The organism is Streptomyces sp. NRRL S-646 (genome assembly GCF_000720765.1).
In the GTDB taxonomy this organism is placed as follows: Bacteria; Actinomycetota; Actinomycetes; order Streptomycetales; family Streptomycetaceae; genus Streptomyces.
Genome location: NZ_JODC01000009.1, coordinates 443574 through 466703, shown reverse-complemented (window position 1 = coordinate 466703; position 23130 = coordinate 443574). Strand labels below are relative to the sequence as shown.

The window sequence follows — 23130 nt, the reverse complement described above, 5'->3', positions numbered from 1 at the left end:
CCGGTCTGCTCGGCGCTCACGCCACCCCGAGAAAGTGCAGCACCGCAAGGACCCGCCGGTGGTCCGCGTCCGCCTTCGGCAGGTCCAGCTTGGCGAAGATGCTGTTGATGTGCTTGGCCACCGCGCTCTCGCTGACGACGAGTTGTTCGGCGATCCCCGCGTTGGAGCGGCCGCCCGCCATCAGTTCCAGGACCTCGCGTTCTCGGGGGGTGAGCCGGTCCAGCGGGTCGCTGTGGCGACGTACCAGCAGCTGGGAGACCACCTGCGGGTCGAGCGCGGTGCCGCCCGCGGCCACCCGGCGCAGGGTGGCCGCGAACTCCTCGACATCCGCGACCCGTTGCTTGAGCAGGTAGCCGATGCCGGAGGTGTGGGCCGAGAGCAGATCGGTGGCGTACCGCTCCTCGACGTACTGGGAGAGGAGCAGTACGGCGGTCTTCGGCCACTGGCGTTTGACGACCAGCGCGGCCCGTACGCCTTCGTCCGTGAAGCCGGGGGGCATGCGGACGTCCACCACCACGATGTCCGGCCGGTGCTCCTCCACCGCCGCCAACAGCGCCTCCGCGTCGCCCACTTCGGCGGCCACCTCGAAGCCCGCCATCTCCAGGACCCTGACGACACCGATCCGGAGCAGTACGGAATCCTCGGCGATCACGGCACGCACGGCAGCTCCACGGTGATGACGGTCGGCCCCCCGGCGGGGCTGTCGACCGCCAGCGTCCCATCGACCGAGGCGACCCGCTTGGCCAGCCCCGACAGGCCGGTCCCGCCTCCGAGTCGGGCACCGCCCACACCGTCGTCACGGATGACGACCAGCAGGGTCGTCCCGGCCCGCTCCACCGTCACCTCGGCTTCGGACGCCTCGGCGTGCTTCACCACGTTCGTCAGCGCTTCGGAGACGACGAAGTAGGCGACGGACTCGATCGTCGGGGACAGTCGCGCCGTCAGGTCCACCGTCACTCGGACCGGGACGGGCACCCGGGCGGCGAGGCCGGAGAGCGCGGCGTCGAGGCCGCGGTCCTCCAGGACGGCGGGATGCAGCCCCCGTACCAGACTGCTCAGTTCCTCGATCGCCTCCTTCGCCTCGCGGTGCGCCTCGTCGATCACGCGGCGGGCGTCCTCGTGCAGGTCGCCCAGGGTGGCCTTGGCGATCCCCAGATTCACAGCCAGGGAGACCAGCCGCTGCTGGGCGCCGTCGTGCAGGTCCCGTTCGATGCGCCGCCGTTCGGCATCGACGACGTCCACGAGTCCGGCCCGGCTCTCGGTCAGCACCTCGACCCGGCGCTCCAGTTGCTCGGCGCGGCTGGGTCCGAGCAGGACGGTCGCGATGCGGGTGTCCAGCCGGGTGAGGGCAGCGGACAGCCAGGCCGCCAGGTAGAGCAGGGCGATTCCGGCAGCCGTGAGGTACGTCGCCCAGGTCGAGTACCCGGGGTGACCGACGCGCCAGTCCAGCGATACGAGCCAGATCCACACGTAGGTGGTTGCGGCGGCGGCCGCGGCGGCCCAGGTCAGCAGCACCAAGATCGCCGCAAGGGACACGAGCGGCCCGTCGAGCAGGTGGTACAGGAGCTGCCGCCTCCCGGCCGGGGACCGCAACCACGCGCGCAACCGGGGCGGCCGTCCCTCATGGGGCGACGGGATGTCCACGCCCAGCCGGGTGCGGAAGCGGGCGTGCTGCGCCCGGGTCAGCAGCGGCCCGGCGAGCACGACGGCGCCGAACCCCACGGCCACCTGGAGCAGGACCGCCCATGCCGACACCGGATTGAAGGCTGTCCACGGCAGGGCCATGACAGCCAGGGCGCCGAACTGGATGAGCAGGCCGGTGGCGAGGAAGGCGGTCTGGCGTCCGGTCCCTCGGAACGGTCGCAGGAGCAGCCTCTGCAGGAGGTTGACGGTGTGCATTGGGAAAACGCTACGTGCCAGGTCAGCGGCGGTCCATGGTGTGTGTGCCCGGCTGGGGGTGCAACTAGTGCCACCCCCGGAACGGACAGCTGGGTTACTGACTGTGATCGCCGTGTGGCGAAGGCTGGAGGCCGTGGAGGAGAGCCGGAAACGCGAGGAGTCGGATCCCATGAGCATGCTGATCGTCGGTCAGGAGCAGGTCGTCGCCGCCAGGCCGGTCGTCCCGAGGGGCCGCCGCCGGTACCTCCGGTACCGCCCGGAACACGTCCTCGTAGGCTGCGGCCTGGCCCTGCTGCCCTGGCTGGTCGTCCTGGCGAAGGGCCTGCCCGCTACGACCACCGCCGCGCACTGGAACACCGCCTGGGTGGGCCTGGACGCCCTGGAGGCGACGGGCCTGATCGCCACGGGACTGCTGACCGCCCGCGGCCACCATCTGCACCCGCTCACGGCCTCCGCCACCGCGGCCCTGCTGGTGGTCGACGCCTGGTTCGACACGATGACGGCGGCCCCGGGCGGGGACCAACTCTCGGCCCTGGCCATGGCGTTCGGCGCGGAACTGCCGCTGGCCGCGGTGTGCGCGGCACTGGCGGTGCGGGGGCTCCCCCGCCGCACCGCCTGACCGGTTCTACGGCCGTACCGACGCGCCGGCCGGACTCAGACCGTGGCCTCGCCGACGTCCGTACGCGAGACCGCGAGGTAGCCGACGAAGCCGAGGATGGCGACCGTCCAGGACAGGGTGACCGGGCCCAGCCCCAGGGCCAGCCCGCCCCGGTCGTGGCCCACGGCCATCCAGTCGGCGACGGAGGCCCCGAGCGGACGGGTGATGACGTACGCCGCCCAGAAGGCGGCCACCGCGTTCAGACCGCTCCAGCGGTGGGCGACGGCCGGTACGGCGATGGCGGCGGCGTAGACGACGGCCGAACCGAGGTAGCCGAGGCCGATCGTGGCGGTGAGGTCGCCCGCGGCCGTGCCGAGGGCGAAGGTGGCGAGGACCGCCGCCCAGTAGAAGGCCTCGCGGCGCCGGGTGTGGATGCTGTGGATGGAGAGGGTGCCCTCGCTGCGGTACCAGAGGGCGAAGACGGCGGCCAGCGCCACCATGAAGAACGGCGTCGAGACCAGGTACGGCACCCCGAGGCCGACGTGCAGCACATCGGCAGCCATCGTGCCGAACACGCTGACCACCACGATCGCCGTCCAGTAGATCCAGGCGACGTACCGGCGCACGGCGAACTGCACCACCAGGGCGGCCACGAACGCGAGGCCGCCGACGCCCACCGCGGGAATCGGGCCGAGCAGGTGCGCCAGCCAGTCGGAGGCCGTCTCGCCCATGCCGGTGGTCAGCACCTTGATGATCCAGAAGTAGACGGTCACCTCCGGCACCTTGCTCGCCGCGTGCCGTACGCGGCTCGCGTGCTGCGCGGGCGGCCGCGAGGGCTGCGCGGGCCGGTTGGGGGTGAGGTGATCTGTCGTCATGGCAGGCACGATGACATGGCGAACAGCCGTCGCCACAGGCCCCTTTGCCAGAGTTTTGGCGCTTGCAGTCCACGAGTTGCCCGAGGCTCGACCGAGCCTGAAAGCAACCTGAACGGGAGGACAGACATGCTGGTCAGAGGCGTACGGCGGGTGATAGAGGGACCGTGGGGCGGCCCGTCAGCCGTCAGCCGGTGTCTGCCCGCCCGGTGCGTCCTCCAGGCCCGTCGCCCGCCCCTCCTCGTTCCACCGGACCACCAGGACGCGCTCCACCGCCTCGCGGTCGAGGGGTCCGAACACGTGCGGGAACAGGGTGCCCTCGGCGACTCCCGGCGGCGGCGCGGGATCCGCCGCCTCCCATACGCACTTCGCGGTCAGCCGTGCCTCGTCGAGCAGCAGCACGAGCAGCGGGCGGGGAGCGCTGCCGTAGAACGCGTCGACGACTTTGAGCGTGCTCGCCTCGTCGGGGGAGCAGTGGACGAAACCGTCCTCGACCAGGGAGGACGGGGCGTAGGGCCGGTCGGGACTGGCGTTCCACTCGGCGCTCGACACGACGTGATAGATCATGGACCGGTTATACCCCAGCGTTGCGCCCCGACCTGTGCTACCGTGATAAAAGTGGCAGTTTTGGTTACCAGAGGCTTTTGAGTGCTCTTCGACCTTCCGTCGACGAGCGCTCTTTTTTGTTCCGAGGGTAAATCGTTGCTGCGACGCCGGGACCGCAAGGTGCGGACCCGGGCACTGCCCTCAAGGGAGATTCAATATGGCATCTGGCACCGTGAAGTGGTTCAACGCGGAAAAGGGCTTCGGCTTCATCGAGCAGGACGGTGGCGGCGCTGACGTGTTCGCCCACTACTCGAACATCGCCACCTCCGGCTTCCGCGAGCTTCAGGAGGGCCAGAAGGTGACCTTCGACGTGACGCAGGGCCAGAAGGGCCCGCAGGCCGAGAACATCGTTCCCGCCTGACGCTGACGCGTACGCACTACGTGGCTGGGGCCCGCACTCTTTGGGTGCGGGCCCCGGCTCGTTGCGTTTTTCCGCACGCCACCTGCTTCTCCGCCGCATCCTTCACTTCGAATTCTTCATCCGTTTCCTTCGGTTTCTTCGGCTCCTTCTTGCGAATCCTCATGCGGTCCGTCCGCCGGGAGGCATTCCTCGATACGTGCCGCATCGAGGAGGTTCCCGCATGAACCGCACAGCTCGCACGAACACCCGCACGAACACTCGCGCCAACACGAGACCCACCCGTTCCCGTACGGGTCGGGGTCGCCCCGCCGCGTCCGGCGGTGAGTTCGCACTGCCCGTCACCGTCACCCCGGCGCTGCCGCCCGTCGAGGACTTCTCCGAACTCGACATGCCGGAGCGTCTGTTGGCGACGCTTGGCGCCGAAGGCGTCACCGCACCGTTCCCGATCCAGGCCGCGACGCTGCCGAACTCCCTGGCCGGCCGCGACGTCCTGGGCCGCGGCCGCACCGGCTCCGGCAAGACGCTCGCCTTCGGCCTCGCCCTGCTGGCCCGTATGGAAGGGCAGCGGGCCGAGCCCCGTCAGCCGCTGGCCCTCGTCCTCGTACCCACCAGGGAACTGGCCCAGCAGGTCAACGACGCGCTCACGCCGTACGCCCGCGCGCTGCGGCTGCGGCTCGCCACCGTGGTCGGCGGGCTGTCGATCGGCCGCCAGGCGAGCGCGCTGCGCGCCGGGGCCGAGGTCGTCGTCGCGACGCCCGGCCGGCTCAAGGACCTCATAGACCGAGGCGACTGCCGTCTGGACCGCGTCACCATCACGGTGCTGGACGAGGCCGACCAGATGGCCGACATGGGCTTCATGCCGCAGGTGACCGCCCTGCTCGACCAGGTGCGCCCGGGCGGTCAGCGGCTGCTGTTCTCGGCGACGCTGGACCGCAACGTGGACCGTCTCGTCCGCACGTATCTCCACGACCCCGTCGTCCACTCCGTGGACCCGTCCGCGGGCGCCGTCACCACGATGGACCACCACGTGCTGCACGTGGAGGACGAGGACAAGCACGCCACCACGACCGAGATCGCCGCCCGCGACGGGCGGGTGATCATGTTCCTGGACACCAAGCACGCGGCGGACCGGCTCGCCAAGAAGCTGCTGGCCGTCGGCGTGCGCGCGGCGGCGCTGCACGGAGGCAAGTCGCAGAACCAGCGCACCCGGACCCTGGCCCAGTTCAAGGACGGCCAGGTCAGCGTGCTGGTGGCCACCAACGTGGCGGCGCGCGGCATCCACGTCGACAACCTCGACCTCGTCGTCAACGTCGACCCGCCCGGCGACCACAAGGACTATCTGCACCGTGGCGGCCGTACCGCACGCGCAGGCGAGTCCGGCACCGTCGTCACGCTGGTCCTGCCCCACCAGCGCCGCGAGGTCTCCCGTCTCATGGCCGACGCCGGGATCACCCCGCGGACCACCCGGGTCCGCTCGGGCGAGGCCGAACTGGGCCGTATCACCGGCGCCCAGGCCCCGTCGGGCGTGCCCGTCGTCCTCACCCCGCCGCCCGCGGAGAACCGCCCGGCGCGTACGGGGGGTCCCGCCCCGCGGGCACGGCGCGGCCGCCCCGCCCAGCAGGGCCGCCGCCGCTCCCCGGCCAAGGGCGCAGGCGGCGCCAAGGGGAACGCCCGCTGAGACCGGCGCCCGGGACGCTCCGGCGTCCCGGGCGGTGCGGAGGGCTGCTACTTCAGCCCGATGGCCGCACAGTCCGCCGCGTACTTCGCGGTGCAGATGTCCTTGACGGTGTAGACGCCGTCCTTGATCACCGTGGACTTGATGTTGTTCTTGGTGAGGGCGACCACGGGGACCAGCATCGCGGGTATCGCCTTCTGGGTCGGGCTGTCGACCGAGTCCTGGGTCAGCGCGTCGAACTCGAGGCTCTTGCCCTTCACCTTGTCCACCGCCATTTCCGCGGCGTTGGTCGCCTCCAGCAGGAACGACTTGTACACGGTCATCGTCTGCTCCCCCGCGACGATCCGCTGCACCGCGTCCAGGTTGGCGTCCTGCCCGGTGACCAGCGGCATCTTGGTGGCGCCCGCCGACTTCAGCGCGTCGATGACGGCGCCTGCCATGCCGTCGTTCGCCGAGTAGACCGCGGCTATGTTGCCGAGCCCGACGGACTGGATGGCCTTCGTCATGTTCGCCTTGGCGACCGAGGGCAGCCACTTGTCGGTGTCGTACGACTTGACGATGTTCACCCGGCCCTTCAGCTCGCTGAGCGCGCCCTCCTTGAAGCGGGCCGTGTTCGGGTCGCCGGGGTCGCCGTTCATCATGACGACCTTGCTGGAGGCGGCCTTCTCGCCGAGCGCGTCGGTGATGGCGCGGCCCTGCACCTCGCCGACGAGCTCGTTGTCGTGCGAGACATACGCGTCGATCGGCCCCTGGGCGAGCCGGTCGTACGCGATGACGGGTATCCCGGCGTCCTTGGCCTTCTGCACATCCGGCGCGATGGCCTTGGAGTCCACCGCATCCACCAGAATGACGTCGACCTTGGCGTCGATCATGTCCGCGAACTGCGAGCTCTGCTTGCCCACGCTCGCGCCGGCGTTGGCGTAACGGACCTTGCCCTTGCCGTGCGTAAGGGACGCGACGCGCTCCTTGATCAGGGGATAGTCGAACTTCTCGAACCGCGCAGTGTCCTTGTCGGGCAGCAACAGCCCCACCGTGATGTCGTCGCCCTTCTTCGGACTGGCGGAACTGCTGCTCCCGCTGACACTGTCGATGACACCGCACGAGGAGAGGAGGAGGGCCGAGGCGGAGGCGAGAACGGGGACGACGGCGAATCGACGCACGCCGGTTCTGCGGGGGGTGTGAAACATCACTTGCAGGGTGCCTTCCGGGCAGTGGAGGAGCGGACCACCGGGTGAAGCAGAAGCCAACGGGTCCGTGGAGACCACGTCAAGACATCCGGTTGTCATCCCTTCAACTTCATACGGAATCTCCTCATGAGGGTGAGGAATTCGGCCAGGCCTCGGACCTCGGCCCCACTGCCACGCGAGGCAAGTTGGTATCAACAGAGATACTATCTCTTTCGATACTATCCCTTCCGGGAGGGCTGTCCATGCGTCGTTTCATCGGGCGGGATCGCGAGCTGAAAGTGCTCGGCAACGCCTTGCAGGCTGTTCACGACGCCATCGGGTCGCCGAAACCGGGGCAGTGCATCCTCATGCGGGGAAGGCGGCGAGTCGGCAAGTCCAGCCTCGTAGAGGAGTTCCTCCGGCGCGCCGAGACGCCGTACGTCTTCTTCACCGCCGCGGGCGCCACGGCGGAGGACGAACTGTCGGAGCTGCTCGACGCCGTCGCCAGATCCACCCTGCCGGAGCGTGGACTGTTCTCGGAGGAGACGCCGGGGCAGTGGAACGCGGCCTTCAGGCTGCTCGCGGAGATCCTGCCCGACGACACCCCCAGCGTCGTCGTCATCGATGAGGTTCCGTATCTCATGGACCGTATCGACGCCTTCGAGGGCATGCTCCAGCGGGCATGGGACCGCCTGCTCAGCCGCAAGCCGGTACTCCTCCTCCTGGTCGGATCCGACCTGTCGATGATGGAAGCGCTGAACAGCTACGACCGCCCGTTCCATCAGCGGGGCCGGGAGATGGTCGTGGGACCGCTGAACCCGGCCGACATCGGCGAGATGCTCGACCTGTCGCCGGCGGCCGCCTTCGACGCCGCCCTGATCACGGGAGGTCTCCCGCTGATCTGCGCGGAATGGCGGGCCGGAGCGGACGTCTCGGAGTTCCTCCGCGACTCGCTGGACAACCCGATCTCGGCGCTCCTGGTGTCCGCCGAGCGCTCACTGGCCGCGGAGTTTCCACCGCAGGCGATGAGCAGGGAAGTACTGCGGGCCATCGGATCCGGGGAGCGCACCTTCACCAACATCGCGCGCGCCGCGGGCGGCATCGCCCACACCACGCTCACCCGGGCCACTGAAGTCCTGACCGAGAAACGAGTGGTGGCAGCCGAACTGCCCCTCTCTCCACGGCCGTCGAAGGAACGCCGCTACCGGGTGGCAGACCCCTACCTGCGATTCTGGCTCGCGTTTCTGGATCCGCACATGGCGGAGATCGAGCGTATGCGGGGAGATCTCACGCTGAGCCGGATCAAGGAGAGGTGGACGAGCTGGCGGGGCCGCGCGATCGAACCCCTGGTCCGGGAATCCCTCGCCCGCCTCCTCCCGGACGACTTCCTGCCCGCCACCCCTGCCATCGGCGGCTACTGGACCCGCAGCAACGACATCGAAATCGACCTGGTGGGCGCGGACCGGCAGCCCGTGGCCAAGCAGTTGCTCTTCCTCGGCTCGGTGAAGTGGCTGGAAAACCCGCCGTTCGACAGCCACGACCTGGCCGCACTGCAGAAGCACCGCGCCGCACTCACCGACGAGCCGGTACCGCTGGTGGCGGTGTCCCGGAACGGGGTCAACTGCTCCGGGCTTCATGCCGCGTACGGTCCTGAGGAGCTGCTCGGCGCCTGGCGCAGGGCCTGAAGTCGCGCGAAGTGCGACTGAGTACGTCAGCGGGTCGGAGCGGCGACTTCGAATGAAGTCAGGCCCGTGTCGATGAGCTTGGCTGCGCGGCGGACGTCGGCGGTCACTGCCTCGTGAATCTGTGTCGGCGATCATGGCGGCGGCCTGGTGGGGGTCGTCCTGCGCGGCGATCCAGGAGGTCATGGCTCGCAACTCGTCGGAGAGGATCCGCAGCGCCGCTTCGACCGCAGAGTGGTCCGTGTCGGCCAGGCCGGCGCGCAGGGCGGCCATCGTGGCCTCGCCCTGGTCCAGGATGAGCGATTCCTTGGTGGGGAAGTAGTTGAAGACCGTCTTCTCCGAGACTCCGCATGCCTGGGCGATCTCCGACACGCGGACGGCATCGAAGCCGCGCTCCAGGAACATCTCGGTCGCGGTATCGGACAGGCGTTGCCGCAACCGGCGCTTCTTCTGCTCCCGCAGCCCTTCGGCCTCGGGCTCCGCGGTCTGCGGGCGCCATGCCGTCCAGTCCACCGTGCTCATGACGACAGCGTAGTACAGCGGCAGAATATTTACTGCTACTATAAATTTTCAGTGACTGTAAGCTCTGTCCCTTGTTCGACCTCTCAGGGAGCCCCATGAGCGCCATCCACATCGTCCGCGATTACCCGCACTCCCCCACCAAGGTCTGGCACGCCGTCACCGACCCCCGGCTCATACCGTTGTGGACGGCCACCGGGGCTGGGGCACGCCCGGAAGGATTCACCACCACCGTCGACGCCCGGTTCCAGTTCATTGCCAAGCCGAAGCCCGGCTGGAGCGGCATCGTCGACTGCGTCGTACTGGAGGTGGACAAGCCCCGGCTGCTGCGCTACTCGTGGACCGACCACGGTGGCAGCGAGACCACCGAGGTCGCCTACCGCATCGAACCTCATGGCACAGGGACACGCTTCACCTACGACCACACGGGCTTCACGGGTGCGGGCGGGCTCCTGATGACCCAGCTACTGGGTCACGTCCGGCGGAAGATGCTGCGCGTCGGCCTGTCCGCCGTGCTGAACGATCTGGACGAGGACGGCAAACTCCGCCCCGGAAGCACCCTCAAGCCCAAGACATGACTCTCTCTCAGCAGTCGGCGGCCGTTCCCCTCGGACCCTCGCCCGGTGAGCCTGATCCTCAGGGCAGTTGGCCCGAGGTGTGAAGCACGTCGAACACCATCTGGTCCACTGCCGAGACCCGCTCACGATCGCCATAGCCGAACCAGGCCGACTCTGCGATCTCCCTTGAGGCAACCAGCGGACCGGTGTACTCGGCGGTGTAACAGATCATCCGGAACTCGGTGCATCCGTCGTGATCCCTCCACGTCTCGAAGGTGCCGACGTGCACCATCGTTGCCGTATCGACCCGGGACTGGAGTTCCTCGTCAATCTCGCGCGCCAAGGTCTCGGCATCGGACTCACCCGGCTCCCGCTTCCCGCCCGGGAAGTAGAAGACATCCACACCACGGTTGCGCGTCACCAACACCCGCCCGTCACGCACGAGAACCCAGGCCACCTTCTCCGGAACGACCTCGCTCTTCCCCATCCTCGGACCCTACCCACCCCCACCGACACAACATCAGGACCAAAGGTTCCAGCACCACCGCAACCACACGAACCGGTCACCACGCCAATGGATGGCCGGCCAGAAAGACCATGTAGGTGATCGAGCTGTTGCCGCCAGGAGGGACAACACGGCACCCACTACGGCTCGCGGCCTGCTCGCTCGCCCCGACTTCGATGCGCGGTACTCGACGCAGGCCCGCACGAGGCCCACGACGGCCAGGGGCGGCGCGAGGAAGCAGACCGGTATCCAGAGCGGGCCAAAGAACCAGAACGCCACGGACGCTCCGGTCGGGAGTCGGACGGGCTGCCGGGACAGAAGGTTCTAGGGCCCCAGAAGGGTCAGGTAACTGTAAAGAACCTTGACAGACAATTGGTCTAGTCCAACTATGGTCGTCTGTTCGCCCCCACCCCCCTTCCTCTCCGCCTCTCCGCCATCCCCCTGGGAGCGTCAATGAGACGACCGCGTCCTGCTCTTCGTGCGTTGCTGTCCTGCATCACCGTGACCGGCCTGTCGGCCGGTCTCGTCGCGCTCGGGGGAGGTGGGGCGTTCGGAGCGGATGCCGCGCCCTCGCGGCCCGCGGCGCCCATGCCCGCCCATGTCGCCGCGCCGTACTTCGAGACGTGGACCGGGGAGAGCCCGGCCACGCTCGCCGCCGAGTCGCGGAACAAGTACCTCACCATGGCCTTCCTGCAGACGGACGCGGCCGGTTCGTGCACCGCCTACTGGAACGGCGACACCGGCCGGCCCATCTCCAGGTCCGCCGCGTCTTCCTTCGGCGCCGACATCGCGGCCGTCCAGGCCCGCGGCGGCAACGTCATCCCGTCCTTCGGCGGCTACGGCGCCGACACCACCGGCACCGAACTCGCCGACAGCTGCACGAGCGTCGACGCCATCGCCAAGGTCTACGAGAGCCTGGTGACGACGTACGGGATCTCGCGGATCGATCTCGACGTCGAGGCCGACTCCATCAACAACACGGCGGGGATCGACCGCCGCAACAAGGCCATCGCCCAGGTGCAGCGGTGGGCCGAACGCACCGGGCGGCGCGTGCAGTTCTCGTACACCCTGCCCACGACCACCACCGGGCTCGCGCCGAACGGCGTGGCCCTCCTCAAGAACGCCGTCGACAACCACGCGCGCGTGGACGTCGTCAACATCATGACGTTCGACTACTGGGACGGCGCCACCCATGACATGGCCGCCGACACCGAGACCGCCGGCGACGGGCTCGTGGGTCAACTCGCCTCCCTGTATCCGAAGAAGAGCCGTGCGCAGCTCTGGCGCATGGTCGGTGTCACCGAGATGCCCGGCATCGACGACTTCGGTCCGCAGGAGACCTTCACCACCCAGGACGCGGTGAAGGTCGAGCAGTGGGCCGAGGCCAAGGGCATCAACACCCTTTCCTTCTGGGCTCTTCAGCGGGACAACGGCGGGTGTGTGGGCACCGCCGGCGCCAACTCCTGCTCCGGGATCGCCCAGGACACCTGGTACTTCAGCCACGCCTTCGAGCGGTTCACACGCTGGTAGGGCCTGTCGGCAGAGGGATCCGGCAGGAAAACCCGTCAGGGGAACTCAGCACGGGAAGCGTGCCCGTACCTCCCACCCGTGACCGGCTCCCGGCCCGGGCCCCGTGCGGAGTTCCCCACCCAATGCGGTGACGCGTTCGCGCAGGCCCACGAGGCCGAAGCCGCCGCCGTGGGCAGCGGCGGGGAGCCGGCTGCCGCCGCGGCCGTCGTCCGACACCGTCACCGAGAGCCCGGAGCCGTCGTGTTCCAGGACGACAGTGACTTCCGTGGCGTCGGCCGCGTGGCGCCGTACGTTCGTCAGGGCCTCCTGGACGACGCGGAAGGCCGCCGCCTGCACCTCGTGCGGGAGGTCGTCGGAGGCGGCGGGGTCGCGGTGCAGGGTGACCTTCTGGCCCGGGCTCGCGAAACCGGCCGTCAGTTCGGCGATGCGCCTCCGTGGCGGCACGCTCGATGCCGGCGAGGACGGGGTCCAGTTCCCGCGGCCGGGTGTCCGCCATCATGCGGGCCATCTGGGTCTGTACGAGGATGCCGGTGACGTGATGGGCGACGAAGTCGTGCAGGTCGGCGGCGATCGCCACCCGCTCCTCGCGGCGGGTGTCGGCGACGGCGACCGTACGGCGGTAGTCGAGCGCGCGCAGATACGCCGCGAGGCCGCCGACCAGGCCGATAAGGATCAGCCCGACCAGGACGTAGCCCTGTGCCTCGTCGGCCGACCACAGCGTCCGGAAGTACCTGAGCGGCGTCAGGAGCAGGGCGCCCGCGTCCAGCACCGCGCACGCGATGGCCCAGCGCGGCGGGCAGTGCCGTACGGCGACGAACAGCAGACACAGCAGTACGGCGACTTCGCCGGGGCCGAAGGGTGCGTCCCGGTGGCGTAGGAAAGAAGCCGCCGTATAGAGGAGGGAGACGAGCGCGGGTACTGCGGTGCGGAGCTGCGGGGTGAGGCGGGCGGGGCGGCGCGCGGCCGACCACAGTACGGCGGTCAGGCCGATCGCCAGGACGACGGCCGGACGCCACAAGGGGTAGCCCACGTCACCCGCGATCAGCAGATCGACGGCCGACAGCCGCGAGGCCAGGCCGCCCCGTCCGACAGCTGCACCATGCGGATCACGGTATGCGCCCGTGCGGCCGATTCGGGCTGTTGACGGCTGATACGTTCCGCTCATGCCGGACAGCAGGTTCCTCGTCGGCGTCGTGGGCGGCGCGGCCTTCGTGCTTCTCGTCGGCGGTCTCGGCACGCGGCTGATCGCCCGCACCGAGTCGACGACCGGGCTGGACCGGTACGACACGGTCGTGGTGGACGGCCACAAGGCGCTCGCGGCGAACATCGTCGCCGGGCGCACGCAGAGCCTGTACCACCCGCTCCCCTGGGTCGGCGTCAAGGTCGAGGTGTCCTGCCCGACCGGTCTGAAGGCGGTGGCCGACGCCACCATCACCTGCAGCGGCCGCAAGAACGACGGCAGCACCATCGACATCCCGGTGACTGTGATCAGCGCCACGGACTCGCACATCACCTGGAAGTTCCGGCGCTGACCTGCTCGTTCGACCGCCGAGTGCATGGTGTGCAGAGAATCCGCGCAGGAGAAGCACACAGACCTCACACAGTCTTTCGAAACCCTCGTTACCGTTGCAGCCCGTTCGAACTCCCATGCATCTCCGGTGCATCTCCCATGCGAAGGGTCAGGAAGACAGCGGATGGACTACTGCTCCTCATGCCGCCGGCACCTCAACGGCGCCCTGGTGTGCCCCGGTTGCGGTGCCTACGCCCCCGACATCGCACCGGTGACCTCCCACGGACGCACCACCCCGGCCCCCGCCGCGACGGCGATGTGGCCGGAGACGGAAGAGCCGCCCGGCTCCGAGGCATACGGTGAGGCCGAGGCCGCGATACCCCTGTCGGAGGGGCGGGCCGCCCGGCGCAGGCAGCGGGCCCGCTGGAAGAAGAACCAGCGCAAGGCCGTGGTCGCGACCGCTGTGGCACTCGTCGGCGGCGGCATGACCCTCGCCTCGATGGACCGCGGCTCCGGCCACCGCGCCGAGGCGTCGACGGCGACGGACCTGTCGAGCATGGGCGCCGAGGACGGGTCCGCGGACCAGAACGTCCAGCTCCCGCCGGCCGGCACGGGCAAGCACCGCAAGCCCGACGCCACGACCGACCGCTCCGCCGCGTCCGGCAAGGTTCAGCAGCGTTCCGGAGTCACCGCGTCCCACACCGATTCGGCGCGGACGCAGCCGTACACCCCCGCCGCGCACTCGACGCCGGCGACGAAGCCCGCACAGCAGGGTTCCGTGGCCACCGTGCACACCCCCTCCGTCGACACCACGCCCGTCACCGGCGGCACGACGACGACCCAGACGCCCTCCGCGACGCCCACGGGCAGCACGGGTTCGGGAACGTCGAACGCGTCCGGATCCTCCGGAACGTCGGGGTCCTCCAGCACCTCGGGAACGTCCCAGTCGGACAACACGTCGACGGCGACCTCCCCGTCGGGGATCTGCGTCCTCGGTCTGCTGTGCGTCAGCTGACCTGACCTTTACGCTCACCTTGACCCTGGCCGGCCTTGCCTGCCAGGGTCAACTGGGCTTGTTCCACGGTCAGTTCAGATGCCGCTCTTGTACGGCAGTGACGGCGCGGACGACGAAGACTCCGGCCACGGCCGCGCCGACGACCGCCGCGTCGCACGCCAGGAGCTGCCACACGTCCGTGTAGGCGCGGGCGATGATCTCGTCGGTGGAGTCGCTGGACATGAGGCCGACTCCGGTGAGCATGCCGATCAGCCACAGGCCCCACCACACGTTCAGGGAGCGGGGCAGCCGCTCTCCGGGGGCGCTGGCGCGGTAGGCGTCCGCGATGATGCCGCGCGGGAACCACAGGTTGACGACGGGCACCACCCAGCCGAAGAGCACCCACAGCCCGGAGTAGCGCGGCCTGGTCCCGGACAGATCGCGCGCGTTGTCCCGGACACGGCCCGTCCACACCACGAACGCGATCGCGCAGACCGCCGCCGCGGCGCCCGACACCGTGCTGACGAGGTGGTACGAGTCCTCCAGCGAGGTCAGCGGACGGTGCACCCCCTCGCCCTGGTCCGGCGGCCCGGAGGCCGGCTCCCCCGCCATCGCGAGCCGGATCTGCCACACGGCCCGCGCCGCCCATCCGAGACCGGCGAGGGCAAGGGCAGCCATGGTGACGAGAGCTGCCGCACGGACCGGTTGCAGGGCGGGGACGTCGGGGCCGGGAGCAGCAGTGGCGGGTGCTATGTGGTCGTTCACCGGGGCATCCTCGCCGACGACGACCGCCGACCGCCACACCGACATGCCTGGCGGCGGGCCTTCACTCGTCCTTCACTTGCCGCGCGGGCGCACGATGCGGCCCCAATTCCCGTAGCACGTCGGCGAGCTGCGAGGACGTGAGCGCGGCGTCCGGGAGGGACTTCGGCGCGGGGCGCAGGCTGTCGAGGAGCAGGGCGAGGGGGCGGCGCCAGGTGTCCGGTGCGGTCGCGGCGGTCAGGGCCGGGACGGCGCGGCCCAGCGCGGCCAGTGCGAACAGGATGTCCTCCGTGGTGACGTCCGAGCGGATCGCGCCCTCCTCGCGCCCGCGGGCCAGCAGCAGTTCCAGCGTCTCCCGGTTGTGTGCGTGCACGTCGTCCAGCGCCTCGATGCCCTGGACATGGGTGGTCATCAGGTCGTTGGTGCCGCGGTCGGCGGCCAGGGTGCGGAAGACGGCCTGGAGGTAGGTGTCGAGGCCGGTCCAGGCGTCGGGGGCCGTCCGGGCCAGCTCGCCCGCGGCGACCGTCCCGCCGAGCTGGTCGCGGAAGACGGCGTCGATGAGGGCGGCCCGGGTGGGGAAGTGCCGGTAGAGCGTCGCATTGCCGACCCCCGCCCTGCGGGCGATCACGTCCAGCGCCGCCTGCAGCCCCTGCTCGGTGAACACCTCGTGGGCCGCCTCCACCAGGAGTTCGCGGTTCCGCCGCGCGTCACGCCGCTGCGGTCCCGTTCCACGGCCTGCGCCGACGGTCATCGTCACCCTCCGGAGGAAGAAGTGGGGATCACTCCCCGGAACTGATGTTATCGTCGGGAAACGAAACGGGGAGTGCTCCCCATTTACGGTCCCGGGGGTGTGACGTGAGCGGAAGAGGAAGCGGTACGGCACTGGTACTGGGCGGCGGAGGCCCGGTCGGCGGCGCATGGATGACCGGCATACTCGCCGGCCTCACGGACGCGGGCCTCGACCTCGATCGGGCCGACGTGGTGATCGGCACCTCGGCCGGCGCGGTCTTCGGCTCACGGCTGGCTTGTGGTCAGCCCCCGCGTGAGCTTTACGAGCGCCAGCTCTCCGGCGCCGATCGCATCGACCTGGACGTCACCGCCGCCCAGACCCTCCGCTTCCTCTGGGCCGCCCTGGGCTCCCGGAACCCCGAGCGCTCGATACGACGCCTCGGTCGCGCCGCCCTCGCCGCCCGCACCCCACCGGCGGCCGAAATGCGCGAGGCGGTAAGGGAGTTGCTGCGCGGGGCGACGGACTGGCCCGCGCGGGCGTTGCGGATCGCCGCCGTCGACGCCGTGACCGGGGAGGTGGCGGACTTCGACGCGGACGCGAAGGTGGGGCTCGTCGACGCGGTGGCCGCCAGCTGTGCCGTGCCGCTGGTCTGGCCGCCGGTCGCGCTGGACGGCCACCACTGGATCGACGGTGGCAGCCGCTCCACGGCCAACCTCCAACTGGCCCGCGGATACGGTCGGGTGCTCGCCGTCGTGCCGATCCCGAACGCGGTCGGCCCCCACCCGAGCGCACAACAGCAGGCAGCCGCACTCACCGCCGACGGAGCCGCCGTATCGCTCCTGTGCCCGGACCGCGACGCACGCCGGGCCATGGGCCGGAACATGACGGCGAACGCGCGCGTCCCGGACGCGGCCCGCGCTGGACATGCCCAGGCGACGGCGCTGGCGGAGTCGGTGGCAGAGGTGTGGCAGGCGTGACGCGGAGTGGCACGCTGCTGCGAGGTCTGGCCGAACTGCCGGTTCGCTTCGGCCGATGAGAAGCCGCTGAACGTCCTGGCTCCATGCGACGTACGGGTCACTGTGCGGCGCCGTCCCGGGCCGCAGAAAAGATCACCGACATGGTGACCACGTGCTTCGACACGGCGCCGAGAGGAAGGGCCGAACAATTTTATTGGAATCGAGCCGTCCCGACAGCAGGAATCCTGATGTGGCCGTCCCGGTACGGCCGTTGGACGGTACGGGGGAAGTGAACGCAGGCAGTCATGTGCCGGGGCTTGACGGGCTCCGCGGTCTGGCTGCACTGTACGTGGTTCTGTTTCACTGCTGGCTGCTTGCCTTTCCAGGGTTTCCCAGGAATTCGGGTCCGTCCTGGCTGGGCTGGCTGATGTACGGACGTCTCGCCGTCGTCTTCTTTCTCGTCCTGTCCGGCTTCTCGCTGGCCCTCTCACCGGCGCGCAACGGCTGGCGTCAAGGCGGCGTGGCCCGGTTTCTGCGGCGCCGTGCCTGGCGCATCCTTCCGCCGTACTGGGCGGCGCTCGTACTGAGCGTGGCAGTTGCCTATTTCGTGGTGCGGGCCTCCCATCATGGGCCGCCGAATTACCGGACCGTCGTCGTGTACGGCCTGGTGCTCCAGGACATGTTCCCGGCCCGCACGCCGAACGGTGCGTTCTGGTCGATCGCCGTGGAGGCGGAGCTCTATCTCCTCTTCCCGCTGCTGCTTCTTGTCCGGCGGCGGCTGGGGGCGGCCGTCCTGGTCACCGGTGTGACACTGCTGGTGGTCGCACGTGGACTGCTGGCGGGAAACGCGTCTTTGGTGGAAGGTGACAACTGGCTGGCCCCGAATCTCGCGCCCGTGTTCGTCGCCGGTCTGACAGCCGCGGGTGTCATTGTTGCGCGGGAGAGGGTCCGGCGGATGCCCTGGCATTGGCTCGCCGCTCTGGCGATGGTTCCGGTCCTGTCACTCATCGCCGTCAAGGGATCGGCCTGGACGGTGCATCACTACTTCTGGGTGGATCTCGCCGTCGCCCCCGCCATGGCGATGTTCCTTGCGGCGATCGCCACCGGGCGCCCGGACTTTCTGCTGCGGCTCCTTGCCACCCGGCCCGTGCGCGGCCTCGGCAACTTCTCGTACAGCCTGTATCTCATCCATCTGCCTGTCGTCATGGTCGTGGTGCGGAAAATTGCCCCGGATTACGTATCGGCGGGGCTGCCCACGTTCTGTTTCACGGTGGTTGTGGGGCTGCCGGCTTCGGTTCTGTCGGCATGGGTGTTCGCGGAGATCTTCGAGATGCCCTTCAAGCGGAAACGGAACTGGCGGGCCGAGTGAATGCGCGGCTCACTCGTCCTCCGGCGGCTCCCCTTCCAGGAGCCGTTCCGCGATGTCGTCGGCCCATACCTGGGCCCACTGGCGGAGTTCCGCGATCGCGCCCGCGTCGAGTCCGTAGGCGGCGAACTCGCTGTCGTCCATCAGGTCGGCGCCGGACAGACGCGCCTGAAGGTCGGTGAGGTCGAAGGTGTCCCGGGCGTGGCGGCGGCCGAGTTCTTCGAGTTCGGGGTGGGTCCAGCGGTCCGCGGCGGCTCGGACGTCGACGAGGTCGCGGGGGAGGCCGCGGTCGGCCAGGGCCCAGACCCTGGTACCGACGACGTCCTCGAGAGAGAGGGCCGGGCCGTACTCGGTCTGCACCGGCGGCCGCCACATGACCTCCTTGAGGACGTCCACCTCGCACTCGTCGCCACTGTCCGGGTCGGTGACGATCAGCTGTGCGGAGAGAGGATCCGTCTCCACCACCCTTACCTGCCAGCCTCGATCCTCCAGCCCTGTCCGCACGGTGGCACCGATCTGCTCCATGCCTTCGGGGTTCTCGGTGGCGACGTCGAGGTCCTGGCTGAGGTGCTCGACCAGGCCGTGCGCCTGCGCGGCGCAGTCGCCCGTGAGGACGAGCGGGTAGGCACTGCCCACGGCAAGCACGTCGGTCAGGATGCGACGCTGCAGGTCGGTCAGTGCGGCCATGTCCGGATTATTGCTCGTCGGAGGGGGGCTCAGGCGCGATCAACAGTGGGACCGGGCTGCGTGTTGTCGTCAGGGTGATCACCATGCGATGGGTCCAGCCCGAGTGGGGCAGTACCTTCCGCTGCGCCGAGAGCTGGCGAACGCCAGAAGCGCCGGGTGATGGCTGTCGCCACCGGCCCGGCGCTTCTCACGCGTCCATCGGCTAGTTGGAGAAGTACAGGTACTTCCAGTCGCTGTACGTGTTCGAGTTGACGTTGTCGCCCGACGAGTTGTTGATGTACGCCGCGCGGACGCGGGCCTTGATGCCGGACTCGCCCGGGGCGCCCAGGCTCACCGCGGACTTGCCGTTCGAGCCGAGGGCGAAGTACTGGGGGCTGCCGTCGGTCGCGTACCACTTGCCGTTGTAGTAGACCTCGAGCTCGAGGCGCTGCTTGCGGCCCGGGTAGTACGTCATGGTCGTCGTGACGACCGGCGAGGTGTTCTTGTGGAACCAGTAGTACGTGTGCGAGCCGATCGCGGCCTTCTTGTAGTTCTTGGTGACGGCCGTGGAGACCTTCACCCTGGCGTAGCCGGTGGACTTGACCGTCCTGGGTGCGTAACGGGCGTCGCCCTTGAAGACCGCCGTGACGTCGGTGTCGCGGGTCATGTCGACGGTCGCGGAGATGTTGCCGCTGGAGTCGACCGTGCCGGTCTTCAGCAGCTTGTTGGGCTTGTCGCCGCCGTAGGGGTTGGCCCAGATCTCCACCGTGCGGTTCTTGTACGTCGTACCGAGGTGGGCGGTGAACTTCACGTCGGCGCCGTACGAGTACACCTTGCCGTTGTTGTTCAGGCTCAGCGTGGTCGCGGTGCGGGAGACCGCGACCTTGTCGCTCGCGCTGACCGCGGAGTGGTCGGTGTCGCCGGCGTAGGTCGCCTTGTAGGTGACGGTGCCGCCGGCCGGCGGGGTGTCGTTGAAGGAGTACGTGCCGTCCGCCTTGACCGTGACGGCGGGCAGCGCCTTGCCGTTCGGGGAGTCCAGGTCGGTCCGGGTGACCTGCAGCTGCACACCGGCCGGCAACGCGAACGACGCCGAGATCTTCCCGGTGACGGTGAGCTGCCTGGCGCGGGTCGCCGTCGAGGGGGCGTTGAGCGTGAGGGTCGGGTTGTTCAGCGTCGGGTCGCTGAGCACCTTGAGGTTGTAGCCGCCGCTCTCGACGTCCGTGCCCACCAGTGCGAAGACCTTGGTGAGGTCCGGGGCCCAGGTGAGGGCGGCCGTGCGGGAGGTGCCGAGGTCGTACGTGTGCAGCGGCAGCGTGGCGCCCGGCTTGTACGTGAGGACCTTGCCGCCGTTGACCTGGGCGAGCACGCCGTTCGGGGCGATGTCGGCGAACTGGCCGTCCGGGTAGGAGCCGGCCGCCTTGAACTTGCCGTCCGCGTAGGCGTCCCGGTCCTTGCCGTTGACCAGCACCTGCGTGCCGCCCGGGACCAGGTCGATGTCCCCGATGCCGTTGTTCAGCGTGTAGTCGCCGTTGTGGTAGGCGACCAGTGCGGGCTTGCCGCTCGACACGTCGAGCACGGCCATCGAGTCCGTGGACAGGCCGGTCTCGCCGACGGCGAGGATGCCCGGCTGGCTCGGGTCGGTGTCCAGCAGGCCCTGGCCCCAGATACCGGAGCCGGTGCCCTCGGTCGGGAACTGCGTCAGCGCCACCGGGTCGGTGCCGCTCGCCGGGTCCACCGCCGGGTCGACCGAGCCGAGGTCGCCGTCCCACTGGTCGCCGTACGTGAACCACACCTTGCCGCCGCTGAAGGCGACATGGCGCGGGCCGTAGTTGGTGGACACCGTGTAGCGGGCCCTGACGTCGAGGGTGGCCGCGTCGATGGCCCAGATCTCGTGGATCTGCGGAGCGGCCGCGTAGACCGTGGCCCCGTCGTCCGAGACGGCGAGGTCGCTGACCCCGGTCACGCCGCTCACCGAACCGAGGACGGCACCGGAGTAGTCGGTGACCGCGACGGTCCCGGCGGAGCTGTCGCCGAGGAACACCCGCTTCAGGGGGCCGTCCGCGACGATGCCACCGGGCGAGGTGACATGGGCGGTGGCCGCCGAGGCGGTGCCCGCAGCGACGACGCTCAGCGCCGCCGAGCTGAAGAGGACCGCAAGCGCTGTCGCGGTCGAGATGCTGCGCGTACGCACAGTGTTGTAACCCCCACAGGAAAACCCGGTGTGTGACCGGGGAGATGAGTGCGCCGCGCAGCACCCGGACATGACCGCTCTACTGCGGTGACGCGCGGGGCGCGGCTGCTGGGAGCAGCGTATGGCATGCCTGTGACAGTTGTGGAGGGGGTTTCCGGTGTGCGGACTTCCCGTGCAGGGCCCCTGCTCTCAGCTTTCTCCGGCCTCGTCGGCGTCGTCGCGCGCCAGCACCGTCACACGGTGGAAGTTGCACACGGCAGGAGCCGGGTGCCCCGGGTGGGCGGAGTGGGCCTTCAGGGCGACGCTCACCAGGCCGAGCAGCAGGTCGACATCGGCGTCGCAGTCGAGATGGACGGTGACCCAGCGGGAGCCCGGCACCAGACGGATGGCGGTCGACTCCGCGAAGTCGTAGTGGAGCCGCTGGATCGCGCGGGTGGTGAGGTGCAGGTCCACGTCCCGGTCGGAGTGGAAGTGCACGATCTCGTCGCGTACGGAGCGCAGTGCCCGGCCCGTGCCACAGCCGGCCTCGCACGGGCTGAGGTCGGGCCACGCGGCCAGTTGGTCCATGGCTCTCTGGGCCGGTGTCATGCGCCCATGGTGCGGCGCTCACCACGCGTCCACCAGACCTTGTGGGATTCGTAACCCGTAGGTGACGTATGTCCGGTTGAACGAACAGGGGGCTCCACAACAGCCCCACCGGAACTACATGAACCGTTCATCGGTCCTCCATATTTCACGCCTCGCAGCGACAGGATCCGGCCATTGACTCTCCCCGCGCGGCACCCGCTCGGAGCCGTGTGGGGCCATTCGTTTCCCTGTGGAGGCGCACGTGCTGTCCGCTCAGGAGGACTCCGGCAGAACGGGGTCCGACGGATCGGAGTCCGACATGACGGACGCCGACAGACCCGACTCCGAGAGATCGGACTCCGAGGGATCGGACTCCGAGGGATCGGACTCCGACAGACCGGAGTCCGATAGACCGGAGTCCGGCTCATCCCGGTCCGACATCTCCGTGCCTCGTCGGCCGCGTGCGGCCCGCGGGTTCGGGGACCGGGTCTTCCGGTTCCAGTTGACGGCCACCGGGGTCGTCGTTCTCGGCATCATGGCGGCCGTCGGGCTGTTCCTGCTGCTGAGGGCCGCGCAGGCCCTGAGCGCCGTGGGCCCCGCCTTCCTCACCACCGCCCAGTGGCAGCCCGACGTCCACCACTTCGGCATCGCGGCCGTGCTCACCGGCACCCTGCTGGTCGCCGCCGTCGCGGTGGTGGTCTCGGTGCCCCTGGCCGTCGGAGCCGCGCTGTTCATCTCCGACGTGGCACCGCGCGGGCTGCGCCGCACGCTGGTCACGATGGTCGACCTGATGGCAGCCGTCCCGTCGGTGGTGTACGGACTGTGGGGACTGTTCTTCTTCCAGCAGCACGTCATCGGGCTGTCCCGGTGGCTGTCGGACTGGTTCGGCTGGATTCCACTGTTCAAGGTGGACGGCACCCAGCCCGGTGAACCGCTCGCCTCCGACAGCGTGTACACCGCGTCCACCTTCGTCGCCGGGCTGGTGGTCGCGCTGATGGTCGCGCCGATCCAGTGCTCGGTGATGCGCGAGGTGTTCGCGCAGGCACCCGCGGGCGAACGGGAGGGCGCCTACGCGCTCGGAGCCACCCGCTGGGGGATGATCCGCTCGGTCGTCCTGCCGTACGGCATGGGCGGGATCATCGGCGGCACGATGCTGGGGCTCGGCCGGGCGATGGGCGAGACGATCGCCGTCTACATGATCATCTCGCCGGTCTTCGTCATCCAGCCGCACATCCTGCAGACCGGCTCGAACTCGGTCTCCTCCCTCATCGCCCTGCACTACGGCGATGCCTCCACGTTCGGCATGTCGGCGCTGATGGCGGCGGGTCTGGCGCTCTTCCTGCTCACCCTGGCGGTCAACTTCACCGCCTCCTCCATCGTGGCCCGCTCCCGGTCCGGCGCGCAGAGCGAGGCATGAG

General features: G+C 69.5%; 23 protein-coding genes and 2 pseudogenes. 11 read left to right on the top strand and 14 right to left on the bottom strand.

Annotated features, from left to right (window positions below):
* Positions 1-16: 16 nt before the first annotated feature.
* Positions 17-661, bottom strand: a complete 645-nt coding sequence (locus IH68_RS0125515) for a response regulator (protein ID WP_030939319.1) — start codon at positions 659-661, stop codon at positions 17-19.
* Positions 649-1899, bottom strand: a complete 1251-nt coding sequence (locus IH68_RS0125510) for a sensor histidine kinase (RefSeq protein ID WP_030939317.1) — start codon at positions 1897-1899, stop codon at positions 649-651. The genes IH68_RS0125515 and IH68_RS0125510 overlap by 13 nt, the downstream gene beginning before the upstream one ends.
* Before the next feature lie 169 nt (positions 1900-2068).
* Here IH68_RS0125510 and IH68_RS0125505 point away from each other — a divergent pair, with 169 nt between their 5' ends.
* Entirely contained in the window at positions 2069-2518 is a 450-nt protein-coding gene (locus tag IH68_RS0125505; protein WP_324607684.1) for a hypothetical protein, read from the top strand.
* 35 nt (positions 2519-2553) lie between these two features.
* Here the strand turns inward: IH68_RS0125505 and IH68_RS50125 are convergent, their stop codons facing one another.
* Together IH68_RS50125 and IH68_RS0125495 are read right to left on the bottom strand one after the other, a co-directional pair.
* Entirely contained in the window at positions 2554-3372 is an 819-nt protein-coding gene (locus tag IH68_RS50125) for a hypothetical protein (RefSeq protein ID WP_078912595.1), read from the bottom strand.
* 177 nt (positions 3373-3549) lie between these two features.
* The gene (locus tag IH68_RS0125495) at positions 3550-3936 is read right to left on the bottom strand and encodes a DUF952 domain-containing protein (protein WP_037885132.1); all 387 of its coding nucleotides are present in this window, start codon (positions 3934-3936) and stop codon (positions 3550-3552) included.
* 196 nt (positions 3937-4132) lie between these two features.
* Here IH68_RS0125495 and IH68_RS0125490 point away from each other — a divergent pair, with 196 nt between their 5' ends.
* Together IH68_RS0125490 and IH68_RS0125485 are read left to right on the top strand one after the other, a co-directional pair.
* Positions 4133-4336, top strand: coding sequence for a cold-shock protein (locus IH68_RS0125490; RefSeq protein ID WP_007383480.1), 204 nt, complete (start codon positions 4133-4135; stop codon positions 4334-4336).
* Between the two features lie 220 nt (positions 4337-4556).
* Positions 4557-6014, top strand: coding sequence for a DEAD/DEAH box helicase (locus tag IH68_RS0125485; RefSeq protein WP_030939309.1), 1458 nt, complete (start codon positions 4557-4559; stop codon positions 6012-6014).
* Between the two features lie 47 nt (positions 6015-6061).
* Here the strand turns inward: IH68_RS0125485 and IH68_RS0125480 are convergent, their stop codons facing one another.
* Complete coding sequence (locus IH68_RS0125480) at positions 6062-7198, bottom strand: sugar ABC transporter substrate-binding protein (protein ID WP_030939306.1); 1137 nt, start codon at positions 7196-7198, stop codon at positions 6062-6064.
* A 242-nt stretch (positions 7199-7440) separates the two neighbouring features.
* Between IH68_RS0125480 and IH68_RS0125475 the strand changes: the two genes are divergently transcribed.
* A complete protein-coding gene (locus tag IH68_RS0125475) occupies positions 7441-8862 on the top strand; it encodes an ATP-binding protein (protein WP_030939304.1) in 1422 nt (473 codons plus the stop codon).
* A 348-nt stretch (positions 8863-9210) separates the two neighbouring features.
* Here IH68_RS0125475 and IH68_RS58260 read toward each other — a convergent pair.
* Positions 9211-9264 (bottom strand): annotated as a pseudogene (locus IH68_RS58260) (hypothetical protein); the annotation flags it as partial.
* 212 nt (positions 9265-9476) lie between these two features.
* Between IH68_RS58260 and IH68_RS0125455 the strand changes: the two are divergent.
* Positions 9477-9956: an SRPBCC family protein gene (locus IH68_RS0125455; RefSeq protein WP_030939297.1), complete on the top strand. Its 480-nt coding sequence runs from the start codon at positions 9477-9479 to the stop codon at positions 9954-9956.
* A 58-nt stretch (positions 9957-10014) separates the two neighbouring features.
* On the opposite strand, the gene IH68_RS0125450 is transcribed toward IH68_RS0125455, so the two are convergent.
* Positions 10015-10422 carry an NUDIX hydrolase gene (locus tag IH68_RS0125450; protein WP_030939295.1) on the bottom strand — a complete coding sequence of 136 codons (408 nt, stop codon included), beginning with the start codon at positions 10420-10422 and terminating at the stop codon, positions 10015-10017.
* A gap of 471 nt (positions 10423-10893) precedes the next feature.
* On the opposite strand from IH68_RS0125450, the gene IH68_RS0125445 reads away from it, so the two are divergent.
* Complete coding sequence (locus IH68_RS0125445; protein WP_030939293.1) at positions 10894-11970, top strand: chitinase; 1077 nt, start codon at positions 10894-10896, stop codon at positions 11968-11970.
* Between the two features lie 45 nt (positions 11971-12015).
* On the opposite strand, the gene IH68_RS59460 is transcribed toward IH68_RS0125445, so the two are convergent.
* Positions 12016-12414 (bottom strand): sensor histidine kinase, encoded by a 399-nt coding sequence (locus IH68_RS59460; protein ID WP_051833718.1) that lies wholly within the window; start codon positions 12412-12414, stop codon positions 12016-12018.
* 40 nt (positions 12415-12454) lie between these two features.
* Positions 12455-13135 (bottom strand): annotated as a pseudogene (locus tag IH68_RS59455) (histidine kinase); the annotation flags it as partial.
* Between IH68_RS59455 and IH68_RS0125435 the strand changes: the two are divergent.
* Both IH68_RS0125435 and IH68_RS0125430 read left to right on the top strand, forming a co-directional pair.
* Positions 13134-13502 carry a DUF4333 domain-containing protein gene (locus IH68_RS0125435; protein ID WP_030939292.1) on the top strand — a complete coding sequence of 123 codons (369 nt, stop codon included), beginning with the start codon at positions 13134-13136 and terminating at the stop codon, positions 13500-13502. The pseudogene IH68_RS59455 and the gene IH68_RS0125435 sit on opposite strands and share 2 nt — an antisense overlap.
* A gap of 162 nt (positions 13503-13664) precedes the next feature.
* Positions 13665-14495 (top strand): SCO2400 family protein, encoded by an 831-nt coding sequence (locus tag IH68_RS0125430; RefSeq protein WP_030939291.1) that lies wholly within the window; start codon positions 13665-13667, stop codon positions 14493-14495.
* Between the two features lie 69 nt (positions 14496-14564).
* On the opposite strand, the gene IH68_RS0125425 is transcribed toward IH68_RS0125430, so the two are convergent.
* Both IH68_RS0125425 and IH68_RS0125420 read right to left on the bottom strand, forming a co-directional pair.
* Positions 14565-15239 (bottom strand): DUF4328 domain-containing protein, encoded by a 675-nt coding sequence (locus IH68_RS0125425; protein ID WP_030939290.1) that lies wholly within the window; start codon positions 15237-15239, stop codon positions 14565-14567.
* Between the two features lie 61 nt (positions 15240-15300).
* On the bottom strand, positions 15301-15987 hold the full coding sequence (locus tag IH68_RS0125420; RefSeq protein WP_030939289.1) for a TetR/AcrR family transcriptional regulator: 687 nt from the start codon (positions 15985-15987) through the stop codon (positions 15301-15303).
* 104 nt (positions 15988-16091) lie between these two features.
* Between IH68_RS0125420 and IH68_RS0125415 the strand changes: the two genes are divergently transcribed.
* Positions 16092-16943, top strand: coding sequence for a patatin-like phospholipase family protein (locus IH68_RS0125415; RefSeq protein ID WP_030939288.1), 852 nt, complete (start codon positions 16092-16094; stop codon positions 16941-16943).
* A gap of 268 nt (positions 16944-17211) precedes the next feature.
* On the top strand, positions 17212-18291 hold the full coding sequence (locus IH68_RS0125410) for an acyltransferase family protein (RefSeq protein ID WP_234341557.1): 1080 nt from the start codon (positions 17212-17214) through the stop codon (positions 18289-18291).
* A 9-nt stretch (positions 18292-18300) separates the two neighbouring features.
* On the opposite strand, the gene IH68_RS0125405 is transcribed toward IH68_RS0125410, so the two are convergent.
* The 3 genes from IH68_RS0125405 to IH68_RS0125395 form a co-directional block, all read right to left on the bottom strand.
* Positions 18301-18975, bottom strand: a complete 675-nt coding sequence (locus tag IH68_RS0125405) for a nucleotidyl transferase AbiEii/AbiGii toxin family protein (RefSeq protein ID WP_030939286.1) — start codon at positions 18973-18975, stop codon at positions 18301-18303.
* Positions 18976-19177: 202 nt separating this feature from the next.
* On the bottom strand, positions 19178-21145 hold the full coding sequence (locus IH68_RS0125400; protein ID WP_030939284.1) for a YncE family protein: 1968 nt from the start codon (positions 21143-21145) through the stop codon (positions 19178-19180).
* Positions 21146-21334: 189 nt separating this feature from the next.
* Positions 21335-21733, bottom strand: coding sequence for a luciferase family protein (locus IH68_RS0125395; protein WP_030939282.1), 399 nt, complete (start codon positions 21731-21733; stop codon positions 21335-21337).
* 424 nt (positions 21734-22157) lie between these two features.
* On the opposite strand from IH68_RS0125395, the gene pstC reads away from it, so the two are divergent.
* Positions 22158-23129, top strand: a complete 972-nt coding sequence (pstC, locus tag IH68_RS0125390; RefSeq protein WP_234341556.1) for a phosphate ABC transporter permease subunit PstC — start codon at positions 22158-22160, stop codon at positions 23127-23129.
* Position 23130: the final 1 nt, after the last annotated feature.